This is a genomic window from Actinoplanes sp. NPDC023801, from assembly GCF_040639655.1.
GTDB lineage: Bacteria > Actinomycetota > Actinomycetes > Mycobacteriales > Micromonosporaceae > Actinoplanes.
The window spans coordinates 241,789-260,338 of sequence record NZ_JBFAAI010000001.1; the positions used below are offsets into that span (position 1 = coordinate 241,789).

Below are 18,550 nucleotides of genomic sequence, written 5' to 3' on the forward strand. Positions count from 1 at the left end.
GGCACTCACGCTGCAGACGGTACGCCGCCACGCATTCGCCCGGTCGCCGGGGAAGGCGATCCAGGTATCTGGGTACTAGCGTGAACACGGCGCATCAAAGAGGTCGAGGGGGTTATGCGGTTGAACCGCATTCAGCGGGTCAGGGACAACCTGAGGAAGGCCTACGACGCGGGGCGGGACTCGGTGCGGCAGGCCCGGGCCGAGCGCCCGGCGCCGGAGCCTGATCAGTACGACGAGTTCTATCCATCCGCGGACGAGCCGGAGCTGGTGCACCACTCGACGGCCAGCCGGGACGACGCGGACGTGCCACAGACGCTGCGGATCGCCGCGGCCTGGAGCTGGCGGCTGATCGTGGTCGGTGTGATCGGCTGGGCGCTGCTGCGGCTGATCAGCATGGTCAGCATCGTGGTGGTCCCACTGGCCATCGCTCTGCTGTTGTCCGCCCTGTTCGGGCCGGCGGTGGGATGGCTGCTGCGGATGCGGGCGCCGCGCTCACTGGCGACCTTCCTGGTGCTGGTCACCGGGATCGGCGCGCTCGTTCTCACGCTGACCCTGGTGGTGAACGAGTTCATCGCGGGCGTGCCGAAACTGACCGAGAACGCGGCCGCCGGTGTCAGCCAGATCCAGAACTGGGCCCAGACCGGGCCGCTGCACCTCTCCAACGACCAGGTGAATCAGGGCGTCGCCGCGGCGCAGGAGTGGATCAACTCGAACACGGCGGCGCTGACCTCGACCGGTATCGCCACCGTCGCGACGATCGCCGAGCTGGTCACCGGCATGCTGCTGGTGATCTTCGCGACCTTCTTCTTCCTGCGCGACGGCCGGTCGATCTGGCGGTTCATCGTCCGGCTGTTCCCGGTGAACGCGCGCTGGTCGATGGCCGACGCCGGGGACGCCGCCTGGTCCACGCTCGGCTCCTACGTGCGGGCCACCGTGCTGGTCGCCTTCATCGACGCGGTCGGTATCGGCCTGGCGCTGGTGGTGCTCGAGGTGGAGTTCGCGTTCCCGCTTGCTGCGCTGGTGTTCCTGGGCGCCTTCGTGCCCATCGTCGGTGCCAGCGTGTCGGGCGCGGTCGCCGCACTGGTGGCGCTGGTGGACGAGGGCTGGGTGATCGCTCTGATCACGCTCGGCGCGGTCGTCCTGGTGCAGCAGATCGAGGGACACGTGCTCCAGCCGCTGATCATGGGCCGGGCGGTCGCGGTGCACCCGCTCGCGGTGATCATCGGCATTGCCTGCGGTGTGGTGCTGGCCGGGATCATCGGGGCGCTGGTGGCCGTACCGCTGATCGCGGTCCTGAACACGGCCGTGCGGCGGCTGTCCCGGCGCCGCCCGGAGGTCCCGCCGCACGCCGAGGTCGTCACCACCGGAGGGGCCTGAAACCCCGCCACAGCCGAGAAAAACGAGCTGGCTCTCACCGTTGTCTCAGCGAGCTTGAGACAGCGGTGAGAGCCAGCTGAACAGAGCGTGGGTCAGGCGGTGGCCACGGTCAGCGCGATCTCGTTGACGCCGCGGGCGGCGTCGACGGCGAGCTCGCCGTTGCCGTGCCGGCTCAGCGCCCGCACGGTCCACGAGCCGGGCGCGGCGAAGAACCGGAACACACCCTCGGGCGAGGAGACCACCTCGGCGGTGAACTCGCCCGAGCCGTCGAGCAGGCGCACGTAGGCGCCGCCGACGACCTCATCCTCCGCGTTGCGGACGATGCCGGTGATGACGGTTTCCTTGGCCAGGTCCACGCTGCTGGGGAGGGGCGCGGACTGGTCCGGGGCGGCGCAGCCGGCCGCGATGTCGGCGGCCACGTTGGTTGCGGGAGAAGTCATGTTGATCAGGCCTTTCCGGGCTCGTCGCCGAGGGCGATCGGCACACCGATGAGCGAGCCGTACTCGGTCCACGAACCGTCGTAGTTCTTCACGTTCTCCTTGCCGAGCAGCTCCTTGAGCACGAACCAGGTGTGCGAGGAGCGCTCGCCGATGCGGCAGTACGCGATGGTGTCCAGGCTGTCGTCGAACCCGGCGGCGCCGTAGATCTCGGCGAGCTCCTCGTTCGACTTGAAGGTGCCGTCCTCGTTCGCGGCCTTGCTCCACGGCACGTTGACCGCGGTCGGGATGTGGCCGGCCCGCTGCGACTGCTCCTGCGGCAGGTGCGCCGGGGCGAGCAGGCGGCCCGCGAACTCGTCGGGGCTGCGCACGTCGACCAGGTTCTGCACGCCGATGGCCTGGACGACCTCGTCGCGGAACGCGCGGATCGACAGGTCGGGAGCCTTGGCCGTGTACTCGGTGCGCGCGCGGACCGGGACGTCCTTGGTGTAGACCCGGGCGTCGAGCTCCCACTTCTTGCGGCCGCCGTCGAGCAGCTTGACGGCCTCGTGGCCGTACAGCTTGAAGTACCAGTACGCGTAGGCCGCGAACCAGTTGTTGTTGCCGCCGTACAGGATCACGGTGTCGTCGTTGGAGATACCGCGCTCGGACAGCAGGGCGGCGAACTGCTCCTGGTTGACGAAGTCACGCCGGACCGGGTCCTGCAGGTCCTTCTTCCAGTCCAGCTTGATGGCGCCGGGGATGTGGCCGCCGTCGTAGGCGGTGGTGTCCTCGTCGACCTCGACGAAGACGAGCCCCGGGGTCTCCAGGTTCTGCTCGGCCCACTCGGCCGAGACGAGTGCGGTGTCGCGACTCATCGGTTCACTCCCTGTGGAAGGTGGGTGGAGGGAGAGTCAGCGCACGGAGAGAGCTTGTTGTCGCACTCCGCGCGGACCCATCGGTGGGTGGGATCACGGGCTGCTGTGCGACGGCGCCACTGCCGGGCAAGTTGGTGCCCTTGGCTTAGCTAGAGCTTCAGAAGGTGCTCAGCACGAGGTGGCCCCGTCAGATGACGGGACGACACAGGCACGCGGCCACGCGGCACAGGTCGACCGCGCGCCTTTTCGTGAGCAACAGGCTCATGGGAAACGACCCTACCAGCGTGCCCAACTCTCGGAACAGGACCGACCACGATCCGGGATCGGACGGTCGTCACACCCCGGCCGCGGTGAGGGCGACATCATTGGCTGCGAAAGTGACCTTGAGGCCCTCCGGCAACGGTCGCAACTCCTGCACCACCAGGTTCATCGGCAACTTCGGCACGTCCAGCTCGAAGGCCATCTGCTCCACGAAGGAGTTGACCTGATTGCGTACCAGCGGGTTGTCCGGCAGGCCGGGGGCCGTCACATCGGAGAAACGTACCTGCACCTTGCCGTTGTCGACCTTCAGGTCCGCGGCGGCGGAAAGCGGGATCTCCTGGGTCTGGGAGATCTTGACGCTTCCCGAGCCGACCAGCTTGCCGTCCTTCTCGGCCAGTTTCAGGCCCTCCTGGCCGGTCGCGTCGGCGAGCACCCCGTAGTCCAGGGTGCCGGTGCCGGTCACCGTGCCGGCCCGGACCTCGCCCTGGCCGGAACGCAGTGTGCTCAGCGGGGCGGTCACCTGCCGGGCGCGGATGTCCAGCACGGCCATCCGGATGGTCTCGCCCGTGCCGGTCTGCGCGGCGAAGTCGGGCAGCTCGATCCGGATCTCCTCGTACTTCCCGGCGAGCACCTGGGTGAGGAACGGGACGCCGGCGATGGTCACCACGGGACGGCTGCTCTCCGCCTTCTGCTTCGCGACCTCCGCGGTCACCTTGTCGGCGAGGACGTTCTCGGCGTACGAGTTGCTGAACCGGTCCAGCACCACCAGCCCGACCAGCAGGATGATCAGCAGCGTCAGAACGACGAACAGCAGTTTTCGTCCCCGGCGACGGCGGGGACGATCCGTTCCGTACACCTCGGCCACTGTTCCTCCTGAATCGGCTGATGCCTGAGGAACGTACATGCCCCGGTCGAGGGTTCGACGAAACGGCAGTGTCAGGAGAGATACCAGTGAACGGAGGCGTAGGCGGCGACCGCGGTGAGGGCGAAGCCGCCGAGCGGGCCCTGCATGTGCCGGGCCAGCCAGAAGGTCGGCGCGTCACCGGCCAGCCGGCGTCCCGCCTCACCGAAGTTGACGGCCAGGTCGACCAGGTGCGCGGCCACCGCGGCGACCAGGCCCAGGACCGCGCCCTTGGTGGGATCGAACGGGAACACCAGGTAACTGCCGAGAACGGCCGACGTCAGCGTGCCGAGCATGGCGCCGAGCACGATGCCGGCCGCGCCGCGCGGCACCTGGGCGGCGATCCGCGGTTTCGGGAAGACCGCGTCGGTGAGGCGGGCGACCAGCAGGGCCACCCCGGCGCCGGTGCAGCAGACCAGGATCGCCGGCGCGCCGAGCGGCTCCCGGACCAGCGTGATCAGCACGGCGTACGCGGTCGCCCCGGACACGATGAGCAGCGTGGTGCGCCACGAGTCCTTGGCCCGTTGCCGGTCCTCGGCCCGGATCACCTGGGCGATCATGGCGGCCACGAAGCCGCCGAGCGCGACCCAGACCAGCGGCAGCAGTTCGCCCGGCTCGCCGGTCACGGCAAGGTAGTCGGCGGCGAGGGCGGTCACCGCGATGATCGCGGCGGTCGCGCCGGCCGCCGGTGGCTGCAGCGCCATGGTCCAGGCCAGCAGACCGAGCAACTGCACCCCGAAGAGCACGATCGCGTACGACACCCGCGCTCCGGGCCCGGTCGCGTGCCCCCCGATGATCAGTGCGACGGCGAGCAGAACCGCGAACCCGCCGATCGCGGCCGACAGTTTCGGCCGCACCGGAAGGATCTCGATCTCCTCGAACTCCTCCTCGCCCTCGGCGTCCGGGGAGGGTGTGCCCGCCTCGTCCTCGTCCGGGACAGCGCCGTAGAACCCGGCCTTGGGCCGGCCTGGGTTCAAGCGTGCGACCTGCTGAGAGGCTTCGGCGTCCCAGGGGTCGTCGTTCGGCATGGAGGGAAACACGACTGCGATCGTGCCAGACCCGCGACCGTGCACCCAATCGCTGCCGCGGGCACCTCACCGGTCGGGTAAAAGGCTGGTTACGAATCCGCCGTTCGGCCACCTCATGGGCGTTCTCTACATCACTTGCGTGCGCGACAGGGGTTTCCGCAGTGATGCATCGGTTAAGGTGAGCGCAACCCACCCGTCGGTGACGCCGGGACCTATTCTCCGGTGGCGAGGCCCCCTACCCCTCGCAGACCGGGTCACCCGAGCGGCCGCTGGCCGCGAGGACGGAGGTGAGTGTGGAGATCCTTCTGCTGGTCACAGCACGTGCCGGTGAGCCTTCTGCCGTACTGCCCGCTCTGGACCTTCTGCCCCACTCGGTTCGTACCGCCCCCCGCGACGTCCGCACCCTGGTCTCCGGGCCCAGCCCCGACGCTGTCCTGGTCGACGCGCGCTCCGAGCTCTCCGAGGCTCGTGCCACCTGCCGCATGCTGCACGCCACCGGGATCGGTGTCCCGCTGATCGCTGTCGTCACCGAGGCCGGCCTGATCGCGCTGAACGCCGACTGGGGCGTCGACGACGTGATCCTCGCGAGCGCGGGTCCGGCCGAGGTCGAGGCCCGGCTGCGCCTTTCGGTCGGCCGTCTCAACAACGCGACCGCCGGCGCCGGCGGCTCGATCCGCGCCGGTGAGCTCAACATCGACCCGGACACCTACGCCGCGAAGCTCAAGGGCCGCCCGCTCGACCTCACGTACAAGGAGTTCGAGCTGCTCAAGTTCCTCGCCCAGCACCCGGGCCGGGTTTTCACCCGCGACCAGCTGCTGCGCGAGGTCTGGGGCTACGACTACTTCGGCGGTACTAGGACGGTCGACGTCCACGTGCGCCGGCTGCGTGCCAAGCTCGGCTCGGAGTACGAGTCGATGATCGGCACCGTCCGCCAGGTGGGCTACAAGTTCGTGGTCCCGCCGTCCGGCCGTCAGCTGCCGGACAACGAGCCGGTCTCGCTTCCGGTCTGAGCCGGGTTCCTTTCATGACGAGTCGACAGCCGGTCCGTGTCACGGGCCGGCTGTCGTCGTCCGAGGCCGACGACGTGCTGGCCCTGGCCGCGGCCGCCGCGCACCTCGACGACGTCTACCCGCTCTCCGAGGACGTCGTGCTGCGGGTCCGTGGCGACGTTCCCTATCAGGGGCGGCACCTGCTGTCGTACGCCGGTGACCGGCTGGCCGGCTACGCCTTCCTGGAGGACTCCTCCGGCGAGTTGATCGTCCATCCCGGCTTCCGTCGCGCGGGTGTCGGCACCGAGTTGCTGACCGCCGCCGGTCCGGGTCCGATGCGCTTCTGGGCGCACGGCGACGATCCCGGTGCGGCTGCCTTCGCGGCACGGAACGGCTTCGAGCGGGCTCGCGTGCTGTGGCAGATGCGCCGCTCACTGCTCGAACCCCTGCCGGACATTCCGTTGCCCGAGGGTGTGACGGTTCGCGGTTTCCGTCCCGGTTCCGACGAGGAAGCCTGGGTCGGCGTCAACGCGCGGGCCTTCGCCCACCACCCGGAGCAGGGCCGCTGGACCCTCGACGACCTGCTGAGCCGGGAGGCCGAGCCGTGGTTCGACCCGGCCGGGTTCCTGCTGGCCGTCGACATCACGGACACCGTGCTCGGCTTCCACTGGACCAAGGTGCATCCGGCGTCGGGTGACGAACCGGCGGTCGGTGAAATTTATGTGCTCGGTGTGGACCCGTCGGGGCATCGTCGCGGTCTGGGTGCCGCGCTGAGCGTGCTCGGTCTGCGGTATCTGGCCGGGGCCGGCCTAACCGTCGCGAGCCTCTATGTCGACGAGTCGAACTCCGCCGCCGTGAAGCTGTACCGGGGGCTCGGGTTCGAGGTTTACAAGACGGACGTGAACTACCGCCGATAACGGCCCGGTCAAGCGAATGTCTCGCTACGGTCACGACTGTACGTAAATAACCGACATATCGGGTAGCTGGAGCGCAGTTCACTTAACGGACAACTGTATTCCGGTGGATGGCTACCTTCCGGCGCGGACCTGTTCACTCCCAGTTCATTTGCGACCGGGGATCCGGTCACTTGGCCTTCCTAGCTTTTCGGGTGTGAGCCGGTGAGAGACCGGCTGCAGAACCCGAAGGGACAACCGTGAAGCTCCAGCGGTCCGGTTTCGTGGCCGGCATTGCTTTGACTGCGACGATCGCGCTCACCGCGTGCGGCTCGGACAACGCACCGGCAGGCGGTGGCAGCGGATCGTCCGCCGCTCCCGGCGACTGCGTGAGCGGTAGCCTGACGGCACAGGGCTCCACCGCCCAGAAGAACGCCATGGACGAGTGGATCAAGGCTTACCAGACCAAGTGCGGCGCTGACGCGAAGGTCGACTACCAGGGCACCGGCTCGGGCGCGGGCATCGAGGCGTTCATCGCCGGCACCGCTGACTTCGCCGGCTCCGACTCGGCCCTGAAGGAGGACGAGCAGCCGCAGGCCGACGCCAAGTGCGCCGGTGGCAAGGCCCTCAACCTCCCGATGGTCATCGGCCCGATCGCCGTCGTCTACAACGTCGAGGGCGCCGACGGTCTGCAGTTCTCGTCCGCCACCCTGGCGAAGATCTTCGCTGGCAAGATCACCAAGTGGAACGACGCGGCCATCGCCGCCGAGAACAGCGGTGCGAAGCTCCCGGACGCCAACATTGAGACGGTGCACCGCGCCGACGAGTCCGGCACCACCGACAACTTCACCAAGTTCCTGAGCAAGACCGCCGAGGCGGACTGGACCTTCAGCAACGCCAAGGCCTGGAAGGCTCCGGGCGGCACCGCGGTCTCCAAGTCGGACGGTATCGCCACCAAGGTCAAGGGCACCGCGAACACCATCTCCTACGTCGAGATGTCGTTCGCCGAGAACCAGGCCCTGCAGACCGCGAAGATCAAGAACGGTGCCGGCGAGTTCGCGACGCTGTCCGCCGAGAGCGCCGGCAAGACCTTCGAGAACGCCGAGATCAAGGGCAAGGACGGCGACCTGGCCCTGTCCCTTGACTACGCCACCACCACCCCGGGCGCGTACCCGATCGTGCTGGTGACCTACGAGATCGCCTGCAGCAAGGGCAGCGCCAAGGCCAAGGCGGTCCAGTCCTTCCTGAAGTACACCTCGAGCACCGAGGGCCAGAAGGAGCTCTCCGAGCTGGGCTACGCCCCGCTGCCGGAGACCCTGCGCGCCAAGGTCGCCGAGTCCGTCGCCTCGATCGCCTGATCAGCCAGTCCATCCCTCCGAGACGACAGCGAGCGCGCAGATGGGTGACTACCCTTCCCGCTCGGTGAACGCCACCGCCGGCGACCTGGGCGTGACTCCGCGTCACGCCCAGGGCGCCGGCTACGGCTCTTCCCCGAGCAATTCGAACGAGCCCCCGCTCGGTGGCGGTGGCGCACTGCCGAAGAAATCCCGCTTCTCGATCGAGGCAGGCTTCCGCGGCCTGTCCACGGCCTCCGGTGCGATGGTGCTGGTCATCATCGTCGCCATCGCCGTCTTCCTGATCTCCAAGGCGGTTCCGGCCCTCCAGGCGAACGAGGCCAACTTCCTCACCGAGCTGACCTGGTTCCCGAACGAGAACCCGGCCCGGTTCGGCATCGCGGCGCTCGCCTTCGGCACCGTGCTCAGCTCGATCATCGCGCTGATCGTCGCGGTCCCGATCGCGCTCGGCATCGCGCTGTTCCTGTCGCACTACGCGCCCAAGCGGCTCGCCACGCCGCTGGGTTTCGTGATCGACCTGCTCGCTGCCGTCCCCAGTGTCGTCTTCGGTCTGTGGGGCCGGGACGTGTTCCAGGAGCCGGTTCGCGACTTCTCGATCTGGCTCAACACCTACTTCAGCTGGATCCCGCTCTTCGGCGGCGACGGCCCGTTCGGGCAGTCGATCATGCTCGGCGGCCTGGTTCTGGCGATCATGGTGCTGCCGATCGTCACCTCCCTCTCCCGTGAGGTCTTCCAGCAGACCCCCGGTATGAACGAGGAGGCGGCGCTCGCGCTCGGCGCCACCCGCTGGGAGATGCTCCGGACCGCGGTGCTGCCGTACGGCAAGCCCGGCGTGATCGCCGCCGTGATGCTCGGCCTCGGCCGCGCCCTCGGCGAGACGATCGCCCTCGCGCTGACCCTGAGCATCGCCTTCAACATCTCGTTCAACGTCATCGAGAACGGCGGCAACTCGATCGCCGCCAACATCGCGAACTCCTTCGCGGAGGCCAACGACACCGGTCGCGGCGCGCTGATCGCCTCCGGCCTGGTGCTCTTCGCGATCACCTTGGTGGTCAACATGACGGCGCGGGCGATCATCTACCGCCGCCGCGAGTTCCGGGACAGTGCGGCATGAGTCTTCTTGAGCAGCAGAGCCCCGGCGTCGTCATGACGCCGGACAACATCCGTACCCGGAAGCTTCCGCTGGCGACGAACCTTCTCGTCGCGGTGGCCGCGTTCGTGGTCGCCGCCGCGGTCGTGCTCGGGCTCGGCATCGGCAACTGGGTCCTGGTCGTCGTGCTCGGCGGCGCCTTCTACCTGATCGGCCTTTCCGTCGTGGCAGGCCGGATCGAGGGCAAGCGGGCCGCCCGCAACCGGACCATGAAGTCGCTGATCTACTCCGCCTGCATCCTGGCCATCCTGCCGCTCGCCTCGGTGGTCTGGACGCTGATCTCCAAGGGTGTCGCCCGCCTCGACGGCAACTTCTTCGGCACCTCGATGAACAACATCGGTGCCCGTGACCCCGAGGGCGGCGCTTACCACGCCATCATCGGCACGCTGGAGCAGGTCGGTATCGCCACGCTGATGGCCGTTCCGCTGGGCGTGCTCGGCGCGATCTACCTCGTCGAGTACGGCCGCGGCAAGTTCGCCGGCACGGTGCGCTTCTTCGTCGACGTCATGACCGGTATCCCGTCGATCGTGGCCGGTCTGTTCATCCTGTCGTTCTGGGTGCTCATCGTCAGCCCCTGGTTCAACAACGGGCAGCCGCGGTTCTCCGGCTTCGCGGCGGCGCTGGCGCTGGCGGTGCTGATGCTCCCGACGATCGTCCGATCGACCGAGGAAATGCTGCGGCTGGTGCCGGGGCCGCTGCGCGAAGGTGCGTACGCGCTCGGCGTACCCCAGTGGAAGACGATCCTCAGCGTGGTTCTGCCGACCGCCCTGCCCGGCATCGTCACCGGCGTCATGCTCGCCGTCGCCCGCGCGGCCGGCGAGACCGCACCGGTCCTGCTGGTCGCCGGCGGTGCCGCGGCGATCAACTACGACCCGTTCGGCGGCAACCAGCAGTCCCTCTCACTCTTCGTGTACCAGCAGGCCGGAGACGCCTCCCGTTACGCGCCGGACCGGGCCTGGACCGCCGCGCTCACCCTGGTGGCGCTGGTCCTGGTCCTGACCGTCGCCGCCAAGCTGCTCGCCCGTCGCAACAAACTGTCCCGGTAAAGAAGGTGTCCTCCATGGCCAAGCGCATCGAGGCGAGCAACGTCTCCTCCTACTACGGCTCCTTCAAGGCCATCGACAGTGTCTCGATGACCGTCGAGCCGAAGACGATCACCGCACTGATCGGCCCGTCCGGTTGCGGCAAGTCGACGTTCCTGCGGTCCATCAACCGCATGCACGAGGTGCTGCCGGGCGCCCGCATCGAGGGCAGCCTGACCATCGACGACCAGAACATCTACGACCCGGACGTCGACGTCACGGCCGTACGTCGCATGATCGGCATGGTCTTCCAGCGGCCCAACCCGTTCCCGACGATGTCGATCTACGAGAACGCGGTCGCCGGTCTCAAGCTCAACGGCGTCAAGAAGAAGTCGCTGCTCGACGAGGCGGCCGAGAAGTCGCTGCGCTCGGCGAACCTCTGGGACGAGGTCAAGGACCGCCTCGACCGTCCCGGCGCCGGCCTCTCCGGTGGTCAGCAGCAGCGCCTCTGCATCGCCCGTACCATTGCGGTCGAGCCGCAGGTCGTGCTGATGGACGAGCCGTGTTCCGCGCTCGACCCGATCTCCACGCTGGCGATCGAGGACCTGATGTTCAAGCTGAAGGACCGCTTCACGATCATCATCGTCACGCACAATATGCAGCAGGCCGCCCGGGTCAGCGACAAGACCGGCTTCTTCTCGATCGACAAGACCGGCGACCCCGGCCGGCTCATCGAGTACGACGACACCCAGAAGATCTTCAGCAACCCGTCGCAGAAGAAGACCGAGGACTACATCACCGGCCGTTTCGGCTGATCAAGCCCGCGTTCGAGCGCCGGTCCCGCACTGCGAGGGCCGGCGTTCGTCCTTTTCCGGTACGGGCCACGCCGCCCCCCGAATCGGAACAGTCCCGGACTGTTCCGATTCGGCGGGGCGGCGTAGCCCGTACCGGCAGATTTCAGCCGGATACTCCGTGGAACCCCGGCCGTTCACGGCCGGGAGGAAACGGATCGCCTGCGAAGCAGGGCAGGGAAAGCCTGTTCGCCGACAAGGCGAACAGGCGTCGAGCGCCGGGTGACAGCCGGGAGGAACCCCGTTCACCCGGCAGGACGTTTCTGGTTTTCGATGTACTCCTTGATGACCGCCAGTGGTGCGCCGCCGCAGGATCCGGCGAAGTACGACGGGGACCACAGGTGGTCATCCCACAGGTAGCGGCGCAGGTGTGTGACGTGTTCTTGCCGCAGGTAGCGCGACGAGACGCCTTTGAGGCTGTTGACCAGCTTCGACACCGCGACGCTCGGTGGGTAGTGCACGAGCAGGTGGACATGGTCGTCCTCGCCGTTGAACTCGCGTAACTCGGCACCGAAGTCGACGCACACGTTCCGCATGATCTCTTCGCAGCGGGTGAGGATCGCATCGGTGAGCGCTCCGCGCCTGTACTTCGTGGTGAAGACCAGATGGACGTGCATGTTGTAGACGACGCTGCGGCCTCTGCGTACGTCCGGGTCCGGGGTCCATCTTGGTGACATAGACCAAATGCTATCGTGGCGGTGTGAAGCTGGTGGTCCAGGTGAAGCTGCTGCCGACTCCTGAACAGGCGTCGGCTTTGGAAGCAACCCTGCGCGCCTGCAACACCGCCGCGACCGAGGTCGCTGCGACGGCCCGCACCGCGCGGGTGTACCGCAACTACGCGTTGCGCAAGCACGTCTACGCGGGCATTAAAACGGATCACGGGTTGGGTGCGCAGGCTGCTCAGCACGTGATCAAGAAGGTCTGTGACGCGTACAAGATTCTCGCGTCGAACCTGCGGGCCGGGAACTACGGAGCGCCGGAGTCGAAACGCTACCGGCGGGTGGCGTCCGAGCCGGTCAGGTTCCGGTGGCGGGCCGCCCAGCCGTACGACGCACGGATGCTGACGTGGCAGCACGACGCCGGCACCGTGTCGATCTGGACCGTGACCGGCCGGATGAAGAACGTGGCGTACACAGGCTCCCCGGACCAGCTCAAAGCCATCGCCGAGCTGCCCGTAGGCGAGTCCGACCTGGTCCACCGTGACGGCATGTGGTTTCTCTACGCGACCGTCGACGTCGCCGAGGCCAGGCTGGTCGAGCCGCAGGGATTTCTTGGTGTCGACATGGGCGTCGTACAGATCGCCACCGACTCCGACGGGCGAACGTATGCGGGTGAGCAGCTCAACCGGTACCGGCGCCGGCAGATCCGGCTGCGCGCGAAGTTGCAGGCCAAGAAGACCGAGTCCGCCCGCCGCCTGCTCACCAAACGATCCCGGCGGGAGTCGCGGCACGCCGCGAACGTCAACCATGTCATATCGAAAAGCATTGTGGCCGAGGCTGAACGCACCTCGCGCGGAATCGCGGTCGAAGAACTGACGGGTATCCGCACCAGGGTCCGGCTCCGTAACAAGCCCCAACGGGCCACACTGCACTCGTGGAGCTTCGCCCAATTGGGAGAGTTCCTGATCTACAAGGCCCGCCGGGCCGGTATCCCCCTGGTCCAAGTCGACCCCCGATACACGTCGCAGACGTGCTCGAAGTGTGGTCACCGGGACAAGAGGAACCGACCCGACCAGGCCACGTTTATCTGCCGTTCGTGTGGAGTCGTTGCCCACGCGGACGTCAACGCTGCCGTCAACATCGCCGTACGTGGTGCTGCCGGTTGGGGCGCAGTCAACCGTCCGTACGTGGCCTGACCTCGCAGCCAGCGGGAGCAGAGATCCACAAGCCCGCCCATTCATGGGCGGGTAGTTGACGGGAGATGGACGGTGACCTGGCCGTCCGCGCCGACCTCGATGCGGGGGTTGAGGGGGGTCGCGGCGTCGCGGTGCGCGGAGGCGGCGACCACGTCGGGGATGGTACGGAAGGCCGCGATCTCGTCGAGGGTCCGGCGGGTGGGCGGCAGCATCGTGAGGCCGCCGGTTCCGGGTTTGATCCAGGCGGTCTCGTCGGCCTCGCCGGAGACGTCGCGGGCGGTCTGCGCCCCGGGAAGCAGCGCGACGAAGAACCAGGTGTCGTAACGGCGTGGTTCGAAGTCCGGGGTGATCCAGCGGGCCCAGGGAAGCAGCAGGTCGTCGCGGAGGCGCAGGCCTCGGCGGGCCAGCAGGTCGGTCATGGTGAGCTCGCGGCGCTGGACGGCGGCCCGGTCGGCCTCCCAGTCGTCGGTGCCGGTGGAGGTGACGGTGCGGTCGGGTTCGCTGAGCGGGCCGGCCAGCAGGATGCCGGCCTCCTCGAACAGCTCGCGGGCGGCGGCACCGACGACGGCGCGGGCCTGCTCGTCGGGTACGCCGAGGCGTTCGGACCAGTCGTCGTGGATGGTCGACGGCTGGTCCGACGGGTCGACCACACCGCCGGGGAAGGCGTAGACGCCGCCGAAGACCATCGTGGAGGCGCGGCGCAGGACGTACACCTCGAAGCCGTTGTGGTCGTCGGGCCGCAGGAGGACCACGGTGGCCGCCGGGCGGGCCGGCGCGGGCGGCCCGGTGAACTCGCGAGCGCGCTGTGACATGGCGGGCGGAAGCTGCATCGAGTCGGTCACCGCTCGATCCTGGCACCCCATGCCGGTCAGGTCACGGACGATCGTTCCACCGGGCGCGGCCCGGACGATACGGTATCGATCATGACGGGAAAGAAGGTGCGCTGGGGGATTCTTGGCCCCGGCGGGATCGCCAGCACATTCGCCGCGGATCTGCCCCTGGTGGAGGGCGCTGAGCTCGCCGCGGTGGGCTCACGCAATCTCGCGAGCGCCGAGGCGTTCGCTCAGCGGCACGGGTTTGCGCGGGCCCATGGTTCGTACGCGGATCTGGCCGCCGACGACGGTGTCGACGTGATCTACGTCGCGACGCCGCACGCCTTCCACCTGGAGGCCGCCATGCTCTGCATCGCGGCCGGCAAGGCGGTCCTGGTGGAGAAGCCGATCTCCCTGGACCTGCCGTCGGCGGCCCGCGTCGTGGAAGCCGCCCGGGACCGCGGGGTGTTCCTGATGGAAGCCATGTGGATGCGCTGCAACCCGGCCATCCGCAAGATCGCCGAGCTGGTCGCCGGCGGTGCGATCGGGGACGTCAGTGCGATTCACGCCGACTTCGGGCTGCAGGGTCCGTTCGACGCGTCGCACCGGCTGCGTGACCCGAAGCTGGGTGGCGGCGCGCTGCTCGACCTGGGCGTGTACCCGATCCACCTGGTGCATCTGATCCTGGGCGTGCCGGCGTCGGCACAGGCGTGGGCGCATCTGACCCCGGAGCGGGTGGACGAGAACACCGGGGTGCTGCTCGGTTACGAGTCCGGCGCGGTGGCCGCGCTGACCTGCAGCATCAACGGGGCCAGCCGGAACGCGGCCTCGATCACCGGTACGGCCGGCCGGATCGACCTGCCGGTGGGCTTCTTCGTGCCGCGCTCGTTCACGCTGACCCGGCCGGATCGGGCGCCGGAGACGTTCGAGTTCCCCTCCGAGGGCAGCGGTTACCAGTTCGAGGCGGCCGAGGTGCAGCGTGCCCTGCTCGCCGGTGAGCTGGAGAGCCCGGTCGTCTCGCACACCACCACCCTGGAGGTGATGGCCCTGCTGGACGCCCTGCGCGAGCAGGTCGGGGTCGCCTACCCGTGATCAGACGAACAGCGGCCGGACGATGAAGTAGAAGACGCAGGCGAAGAACGCGGCGGCGGGGAACGTGGTGATCCAGGCGATCACGATGTTGCCCGCCACGTTCCAGCGGACCGCGCTGAGTCGTTTCGTCGCGCCAACGCCCATGATCGCCGAGGTGATGGTGTGGGTGGTCGAGATCGGCGCGTGCAGCACGAGGGCGTTGAAGTAGAGCACCGAGCTGGCCACGGTCTCGGCCGCGAACCCCTCGGACGGACCCAGGTCGATGATTTTGCGGCCCAGGGTTCGGATGATCCGCCAGCCACCGGCGTAGGTGCCCGCCGCGAGCACCGTGGCCGACGTCCAGTACACCCACTCGGGGATGTGCGTCGAGCTGCTCTGGAATCCGCCCGTGTACAGGGCCAGGACCACGATGCCCATGGTCTTGGCGGCGTCCTGCATGCCGTGCCCGACGGACATCGCGGCCGCTGAGACGGTCTGGGCGTACCGGAAGCCGCGGTTGAGCCGGCCGGGGTGCCCACGCCTGAAGATCCACATGATCGCGACCATCATCACGAAACCGAGTGCCAGGCCGACGAACGGCGACACCACCATCGGGATCAGCACCTTGTTGATGATGTTGTCCCACTGGACGGTGCCGGCGGTCGCGAAGAGGGTGGCGCCGACCAGGCCGCCGAATAGCGCGTGCGACGAGCTTGACGGCAGGCCGAAGTACCAGGTGATCAGGTTCCAGGTGATGGCGCCGAGCACACCGGCGAAGACGATGCCGAGGCTCGGGATGCCGAGCGGCAGGTCGACGAGGCCGTCACCGACCGTCTTGGCGACCTCGGTGCCCAGGTGCGCCCCGACGAAGTTGCCGACAGCGGCCATGGCCAGGGCGACCCGCGGGGTGAGCGCGCGGGTGCTGACGCTCGTGGCGATGGCGTTGGCGGCGTCGTGAAAGCCGTTGGTGTAGTCGAACGCCATCGCGGCGAGAATCACCGCCACAACGGCGACGAGTTCGGGATCCACGCTCTAGGACTCCTTGACCGCGATGGTCTCGATCGTGTTCGCCACGTGCTCGAACGCGTCGCAGGCCGCTTCCAGTTCGTCGACGACCTCTTTCATCTTGAGGACGGTGAGCGCGTCGTACTCGCCGGAGAAGAGACGGACCAGCAACATCCGGTACGCCCGGTCGCCGTCGTTCTCCAGGCGGTTGATCTCGATCCAGTACTCCTCCATGCCCTTCAGCGACCGCAGTCTCGGCATCGCCTCGGCGGTCACCTTCGCCTGCTGGTCCAGCACGGTGACCAGCTCGTGCATCTCGCGGGGGAGCGACGGCAGGTCGGTCAGGCCGTACAGGTAGAGCAGGTTGCCGGCCGCCTCGAGGTGGTCCATCACATCGTCCAGCTGGGAGCCGAGCGAGTAGATGTCCTCCCGGTCGAACGGGGTGATGAAGGTGGAGTTGATCTTCTTGTAGAGCTCGTGGGTGATCGAGTCGCTGTCGTGCTCCACATCGCTCAGCCGGTCGGCGACCGATTGGACGTCCACACCGGGCAACGCGAGCTCGTTCAGCAGTTCGGTTCCCTTGACCAGGTTGTACGCGGCCCTGGTGAACAGTTCGTAGAAGGCCCCCTCGACGGGGCGGAATGAGAACTTCACGGCGCGGACCTCGATCGACGGGCTTATGAATGGATCTCCGGAGGCATGCTATCGGTCCGTGGAGGTTCACCTATCGCGACGGCCCTAAACCGTTTCGTGACGTCCAACTGTCCTGGGTGCATTCGGGCGCGGCGCGGAACGGCGAACCGCCCTGGTCGGAAGGTGTGGCCGGGGCGTGCCGGTGATCGGGTTCCGGCGCAGGTGGCGGGCGAGACCGGCCAGATCGGTGTCGGCGATCACGTCCACACCGGCCGCACCGAGTTCGGTCCAGATCGCGGCGCGCGCCTTCCGGGTACCGTCCGGCAGACCGCAGATCCGGACCCTGCGCCCGTCGTCGTGCGCGGCCCGGACGAGTGCGTGCAGCTGGTGCCGTTCCTCGGCGGTGATCGGTTCCCGGCCGTCCCATCCGAAGCGGCGCGTCCAGGGTTCGCTGATCACCGGGACCAGGGACGGCGGGGCGAAGCGGGAACCCAGGTCGTCGAAGGTTCCGTCGGCGAACGCGCACCGTTCGGGCTGTGCCGCGAGCAGCTCCCGGACATCGACTATGCCGGTCACCGTCACGGTCACGGCGCCCGCGGTCAGTTGCTCACCCTGGCACCGGCTCAGCAGGCCGGCGTGGTCCTGGAGCTGCCGGTCCAGCATCCGGTAGGCGCGCAGCAGTGCCTCCGGGTCGCGGTTGGCGCCACCGAACTCGATCACGAGCCGGAACGGCACCCGCTGGTCGGGCCAGAGCCGTCCGCCGGCCGATCCGGCGCGGGCGAAGAGCGGGGCGAGTACGAGCCGGCGCAGGGTGCGGCCCGGCTGCGGAGCACCGGGACCGAGGTACAGCTCGCCGTGCGGGCCGGGCACCACCCGGACCGTCATCCCGGCCAGCCCCAGCTTGAGCACGGCGGGCAGCGGGTCGGTCGTGTCCGGGCCGGTCAGCGCGTGCCCGGCGGGCAGGCAGGGCCGTTTCCGGCGCAGCATGGCGACCGAGACCGCGCCGCCGGCTCCGGCGAGACCGGCCAGGCCTCCCGCGATAGTCGCCATGTCTTGCACCGCGTGCACCATCCGATTCGTACTTTATGGGTGTTTTATACTGTGGCACAGCCGATACCCGCAGACCGGCAATGTCGCGCAGAATTTGTTTCATGCCGTCACCGTCCGCGGTCGATTTCGAGGCCCAGCGTTCCTACCTCACTGCCGTCGCCTACCGGATGCTCGGCAGCCGTGCCGAAGCCGAGGACGCCGTCCAGGAGGCCTGGCTGCGCTACGCGCAACAGACCCAGGAGATCCACGATGCGCGGGGGTGGCTCACCACGGTCACCGCACGGATCTGCCTGGACCAGCTCAATTCCGCTCGGGTACGCAGAACCGCGTACCCCGGTGAGTGGCTGCCCGTCTACGTGGTGGAGCCGGACGCCGACCCGGCCGACCACGCCGAGCTCGCCGACCAGATCAGCATCGCCCTGCTCGTGGTGCTCGAGAAGCTCACCCCCGAACAGCGGGTGGCGTTCGTCCTGCACGATGCGTTCGGCGTGCCGTTCGACGAGGTGGCGGCGGTCCTCGACAGCACGCCGGCGGCCGCCCGGCAGCATGCCTCCCGGGCTCGGAAAGCGGTGGCCGACGGTCAGGTCCGGCACACCGCGGGGCTGGCCGAACAGCGGCGGGTGCTCAACGCCTTCCTGGCCGCGGCGCAGGACGGCGACATGCGTACCCTCGCCTCCGTGCTCGCTCCCGACGTGGTCGCCATCGGCGACGGCGGCGGAGTGGTCCGCACCGCGCTGCGCCCCGTTCTCGGCGCCGACAAGGTCGCCCGGTTCTTCATCGGCCTGCTCACGTACCGGCTGGCCGAGGTCACCGACATCAAGGTCGACCCGGTCGTGGTCAACGGCTCGGCCGGCACCATGCTTCGCGGTACCTTGGCGGACGGCAGCCCACTGATGGTGGTGAGCATCGTCACGGTCGCCGACGGCCGGATCACCGGCATCTACAACCAGCAGAACCCGGAGAAGCTGAGGCTCGCCCGCGACCTGGGTTGAGTGGTGGACCT

The 18,550-nt window shown here is 68.4% G+C and carries 20 protein-coding genes; 10 read left to right on the forward strand and 10 right to left on the reverse strand.

From position 1 onward, the window contains the following. Positions 1-114: 114 nt before the first annotated feature. A complete protein-coding gene (locus tag AB0G04_RS01070; protein WP_360974292.1) occupies positions 115-1,377 on the forward strand; it encodes an AI-2E family transporter in 1,263 nt (420 codons plus the stop codon). A 92-nt stretch (positions 1,378-1,469) separates the two neighbouring features. Here AB0G04_RS01070 and AB0G04_RS01075 read toward each other — a convergent pair whose 3' ends face one another. The 5 genes from AB0G04_RS01075 to AB0G04_RS01095 form a co-directional block, all read right to left on the reverse strand. Next, complete coding sequence (locus AB0G04_RS01075) at positions 1,470-1,817, reverse strand: DUF1416 domain-containing protein (protein WP_360974295.1); 348 nt, start codon at positions 1,815-1,817, stop codon at positions 1,470-1,472. Between the two features lie 5 nt (positions 1,818-1,822). Further along, a complete protein-coding gene (locus tag AB0G04_RS01080; RefSeq protein WP_360974298.1) occupies positions 1,823-2,671 on the reverse strand; it encodes a sulfurtransferase in 849 nt (282 codons plus the stop codon). Positions 2,672-2,858: 187 nt separating this feature from the next. Continuing rightward, on the reverse strand, positions 2,859-2,936 hold the full coding sequence (locus AB0G04_RS01085; protein ID WP_311772860.1) for an Ms5788A family Cys-rich leader peptide: 78 nt from the start codon (positions 2,934-2,936) through the stop codon (positions 2,859-2,861). 69 nt (positions 2,937-3,005) lie between these two features. Further along, a complete protein-coding gene (locus AB0G04_RS01090; RefSeq protein WP_360974301.1) occupies positions 3,006-3,797 on the reverse strand; it encodes a DUF2993 domain-containing protein in 792 nt (263 codons plus the stop codon). A gap of 71 nt (positions 3,798-3,868) precedes the next feature. Continuing rightward, a complete protein-coding gene (locus AB0G04_RS01095; RefSeq protein WP_360974304.1) occupies positions 3,869-4,873 on the reverse strand; it encodes a hypothetical protein in 1,005 nt (334 codons plus the stop codon). 281 nt (positions 4,874-5,154) lie between these two features. Here AB0G04_RS01095 and AB0G04_RS01100 point away from each other — a divergent pair, with 281 nt between their 5' ends. The 6 genes from AB0G04_RS01100 (at position 5,155) to pstB (ending at position 11,085) form a co-directional block, all read left to right on the forward strand. Further along, positions 5,155-5,871 (forward strand): response regulator transcription factor, encoded by a 717-nt coding sequence (locus AB0G04_RS01100; protein ID WP_106315799.1) that lies wholly within the window; start codon positions 5,155-5,157, stop codon positions 5,869-5,871. Between the two features lie 14 nt (positions 5,872-5,885). Then, positions 5,886-6,767: a mycothiol synthase gene (gene mshD / locus AB0G04_RS01105; RefSeq protein ID WP_360974309.1), complete on the forward strand. Its 882-nt coding sequence runs from the start codon at positions 5,886-5,888 to the stop codon at positions 6,765-6,767. 236 nt (positions 6,768-7,003) lie between these two features. After that, positions 7,004-8,101, forward strand: coding sequence for a phosphate ABC transporter substrate-binding protein PstS (gene pstS / locus AB0G04_RS01110; protein ID WP_360974312.1), 1,098 nt, complete (start codon positions 7,004-7,006; stop codon positions 8,099-8,101). 40 nt (positions 8,102-8,141) lie between these two features. Beyond that, on the forward strand, positions 8,142-9,212 hold the full coding sequence (gene pstC, locus AB0G04_RS01115) for a phosphate ABC transporter permease subunit PstC (RefSeq protein WP_360974315.1): 1,071 nt from the start codon (positions 8,142-8,144) through the stop codon (positions 9,210-9,212). Then, positions 9,209-10,294 carry a phosphate ABC transporter permease PstA gene (pstA, locus tag AB0G04_RS01120; protein WP_360974318.1) on the forward strand — a complete coding sequence of 362 codons (1,086 nt, stop codon included), beginning with the start codon at positions 9,209-9,211 and terminating at the stop codon, positions 10,292-10,294. The genes pstC and pstA overlap by 4 nt, the downstream gene beginning before the upstream one ends. A 14-nt stretch (positions 10,295-10,308) precedes the next feature. Further along, positions 10,309-11,085, forward strand: a complete 777-nt coding sequence (gene pstB / locus AB0G04_RS01125; protein ID WP_360974321.1) for a phosphate ABC transporter ATP-binding protein PstB — start codon at positions 10,309-10,311, stop codon at positions 11,083-11,085. 281 nt (positions 11,086-11,366) lie between these two features. On the opposite strand, the gene tnpA is transcribed toward pstB, so the two are convergent. Further along, the gene (tnpA, locus tag AB0G04_RS01130; RefSeq protein ID WP_360974324.1) at positions 11,367-11,798 is read right to left on the reverse strand and encodes an IS200/IS605 family transposase; all 432 of its coding nucleotides are present in this window, start codon (positions 11,796-11,798) and stop codon (positions 11,367-11,369) included. Between the two features lie 23 nt (positions 11,799-11,821). On the opposite strand from tnpA, the gene AB0G04_RS01135 reads away from it, so the two are divergent. Beyond that, positions 11,822-12,976: a transposase gene (locus tag AB0G04_RS01135; RefSeq protein ID WP_360974327.1), complete on the forward strand. Its 1,155-nt coding sequence runs from the start codon at positions 11,822-11,824 to the stop codon at positions 12,974-12,976. Positions 12,977-13,017: 41 nt separating this feature from the next. Here AB0G04_RS01135 and AB0G04_RS01140 read toward each other — a convergent pair whose 3' ends face one another. Beyond that, on the reverse strand, positions 13,018-13,806 hold the full coding sequence (locus AB0G04_RS01140; protein ID WP_360976189.1) for an NUDIX domain-containing protein: 789 nt from the start codon (positions 13,804-13,806) through the stop codon (positions 13,018-13,020). 93 nt (positions 13,807-13,899) lie between these two features. On the opposite strand from AB0G04_RS01140, the gene AB0G04_RS01145 reads away from it, so the two are divergent. Continuing rightward, a complete protein-coding gene (locus tag AB0G04_RS01145) occupies positions 13,900-14,880 on the forward strand; it encodes a Gfo/Idh/MocA family oxidoreductase (RefSeq protein WP_360974330.1) in 981 nt (326 codons plus the stop codon). Here the strand turns inward: AB0G04_RS01145 and AB0G04_RS01150 are convergent, their stop codons facing one another. The 3 genes from AB0G04_RS01150 to AB0G04_RS01160 all read right to left on the reverse strand — a co-directional run bounded on the left by AB0G04_RS01150 (position 14,881) and on the right by AB0G04_RS01160 (position 17,547). Further along, positions 14,881-15,888: an inorganic phosphate transporter gene (locus AB0G04_RS01150; protein WP_360974334.1), complete on the reverse strand. Its 1,008-nt coding sequence runs from the start codon at positions 15,886-15,888 to the stop codon at positions 14,881-14,883. Between the two features lie 3 nt (positions 15,889-15,891). Beyond that, positions 15,892-16,518, reverse strand: coding sequence for a DUF47 family protein (locus AB0G04_RS01155; RefSeq protein ID WP_360974337.1), 627 nt, complete (start codon positions 16,516-16,518; stop codon positions 15,892-15,894). An 84-nt stretch (positions 16,519-16,602) separates the two neighbouring features. Then, positions 16,603-17,547, reverse strand: a complete 945-nt coding sequence (locus AB0G04_RS01160) for a hypothetical protein (RefSeq protein ID WP_360974340.1) — start codon at positions 17,545-17,547, stop codon at positions 16,603-16,605. A gap of 101 nt (positions 17,548-17,648) precedes the next feature. Between AB0G04_RS01160 and sigJ the strand changes: the two genes are divergently transcribed. Next, the gene (gene sigJ, locus AB0G04_RS01165) at positions 17,649-18,539 is read left to right on the forward strand and encodes an RNA polymerase sigma factor SigJ (RefSeq protein WP_360974343.1); all 891 of its coding nucleotides are present in this window, start codon (positions 17,649-17,651) and stop codon (positions 18,537-18,539) included. Positions 18,540-18,550 lie beyond the last annotated feature (11 nt).

What these genes read in the sequence shown, in the direction of transcription:
- AB0G04_RS01070 (WP_360974292.1), top strand. Translation starts at nt 115, where the DNA reads ATGCGGTTGAACCGCATTCAGCGGGTCAGGGACAACCTGAGGAAGGCC.
- AB0G04_RS01075 (WP_360974295.1), bottom strand. Translation starts at nt 1,817, where the DNA reads ATGACTTCTCCCGCAACCAACGTGGCCGCCGACATCGCGGCCGGCTGC.
- AB0G04_RS01080 (WP_360974298.1), bottom strand. Translation starts at nt 2,671, where the DNA reads ATGAGTCGCGACACCGCACTCGTCTCGGCCGAGTGGGCCGAGCAGAAC.
- AB0G04_RS01085 (WP_311772860.1), bottom strand. Translation starts at nt 2,936, where the DNA reads ATGAGCCTGTTGCTCACGAAAAGGCGCGCGGTCGACCTGTGCCGCGTG.
- mshD (WP_360974309.1), top strand. Translation starts at nt 5,886, where the DNA reads ATGACGAGTCGACAGCCGGTCCGTGTCACGGGCCGGCTGTCGTCGTCC.
- pstC (WP_360974315.1), top strand. Translation starts at nt 8,142, where the DNA reads ATGGGTGACTACCCTTCCCGCTCGGTGAACGCCACCGCCGGCGACCTG.
- pstA (WP_360974318.1), top strand. Translation starts at nt 9,209, where the DNA reads ATGAGTCTTCTTGAGCAGCAGAGCCCCGGCGTCGTCATGACGCCGGAC.
- pstB (WP_360974321.1), top strand. Translation starts at nt 10,309, where the DNA reads ATGGCCAAGCGCATCGAGGCGAGCAACGTCTCCTCCTACTACGGCTCC.
- tnpA (WP_360974324.1), bottom strand. Translation starts at nt 11,798, where the DNA reads ATGTCACCAAGATGGACCCCGGACCCGGACGTACGCAGAGGCCGCAGC.
- AB0G04_RS01140 (WP_360976189.1), bottom strand. Translation starts at nt 13,806, where the DNA reads ATGCAGCTTCCGCCCGCCATGTCACAGCGCGCTCGCGAGTTCACCGGG.
- AB0G04_RS01145 (WP_360974330.1), top strand. Translation starts at nt 13,900, where the DNA reads ATGACGGGAAAGAAGGTGCGCTGGGGGATTCTTGGCCCCGGCGGGATC.
- AB0G04_RS01160 (WP_360974340.1), bottom strand. Translation starts at nt 17,547, where the DNA reads ATGGCGACTATCGCGGGAGGCCTGGCCGGTCTCGCCGGAGCCGGCGGC.
- sigJ (WP_360974343.1), top strand. Translation starts at nt 17,649, where the DNA reads ATGCCGTCACCGTCCGCGGTCGATTTCGAGGCCCAGCGTTCCTACCTC.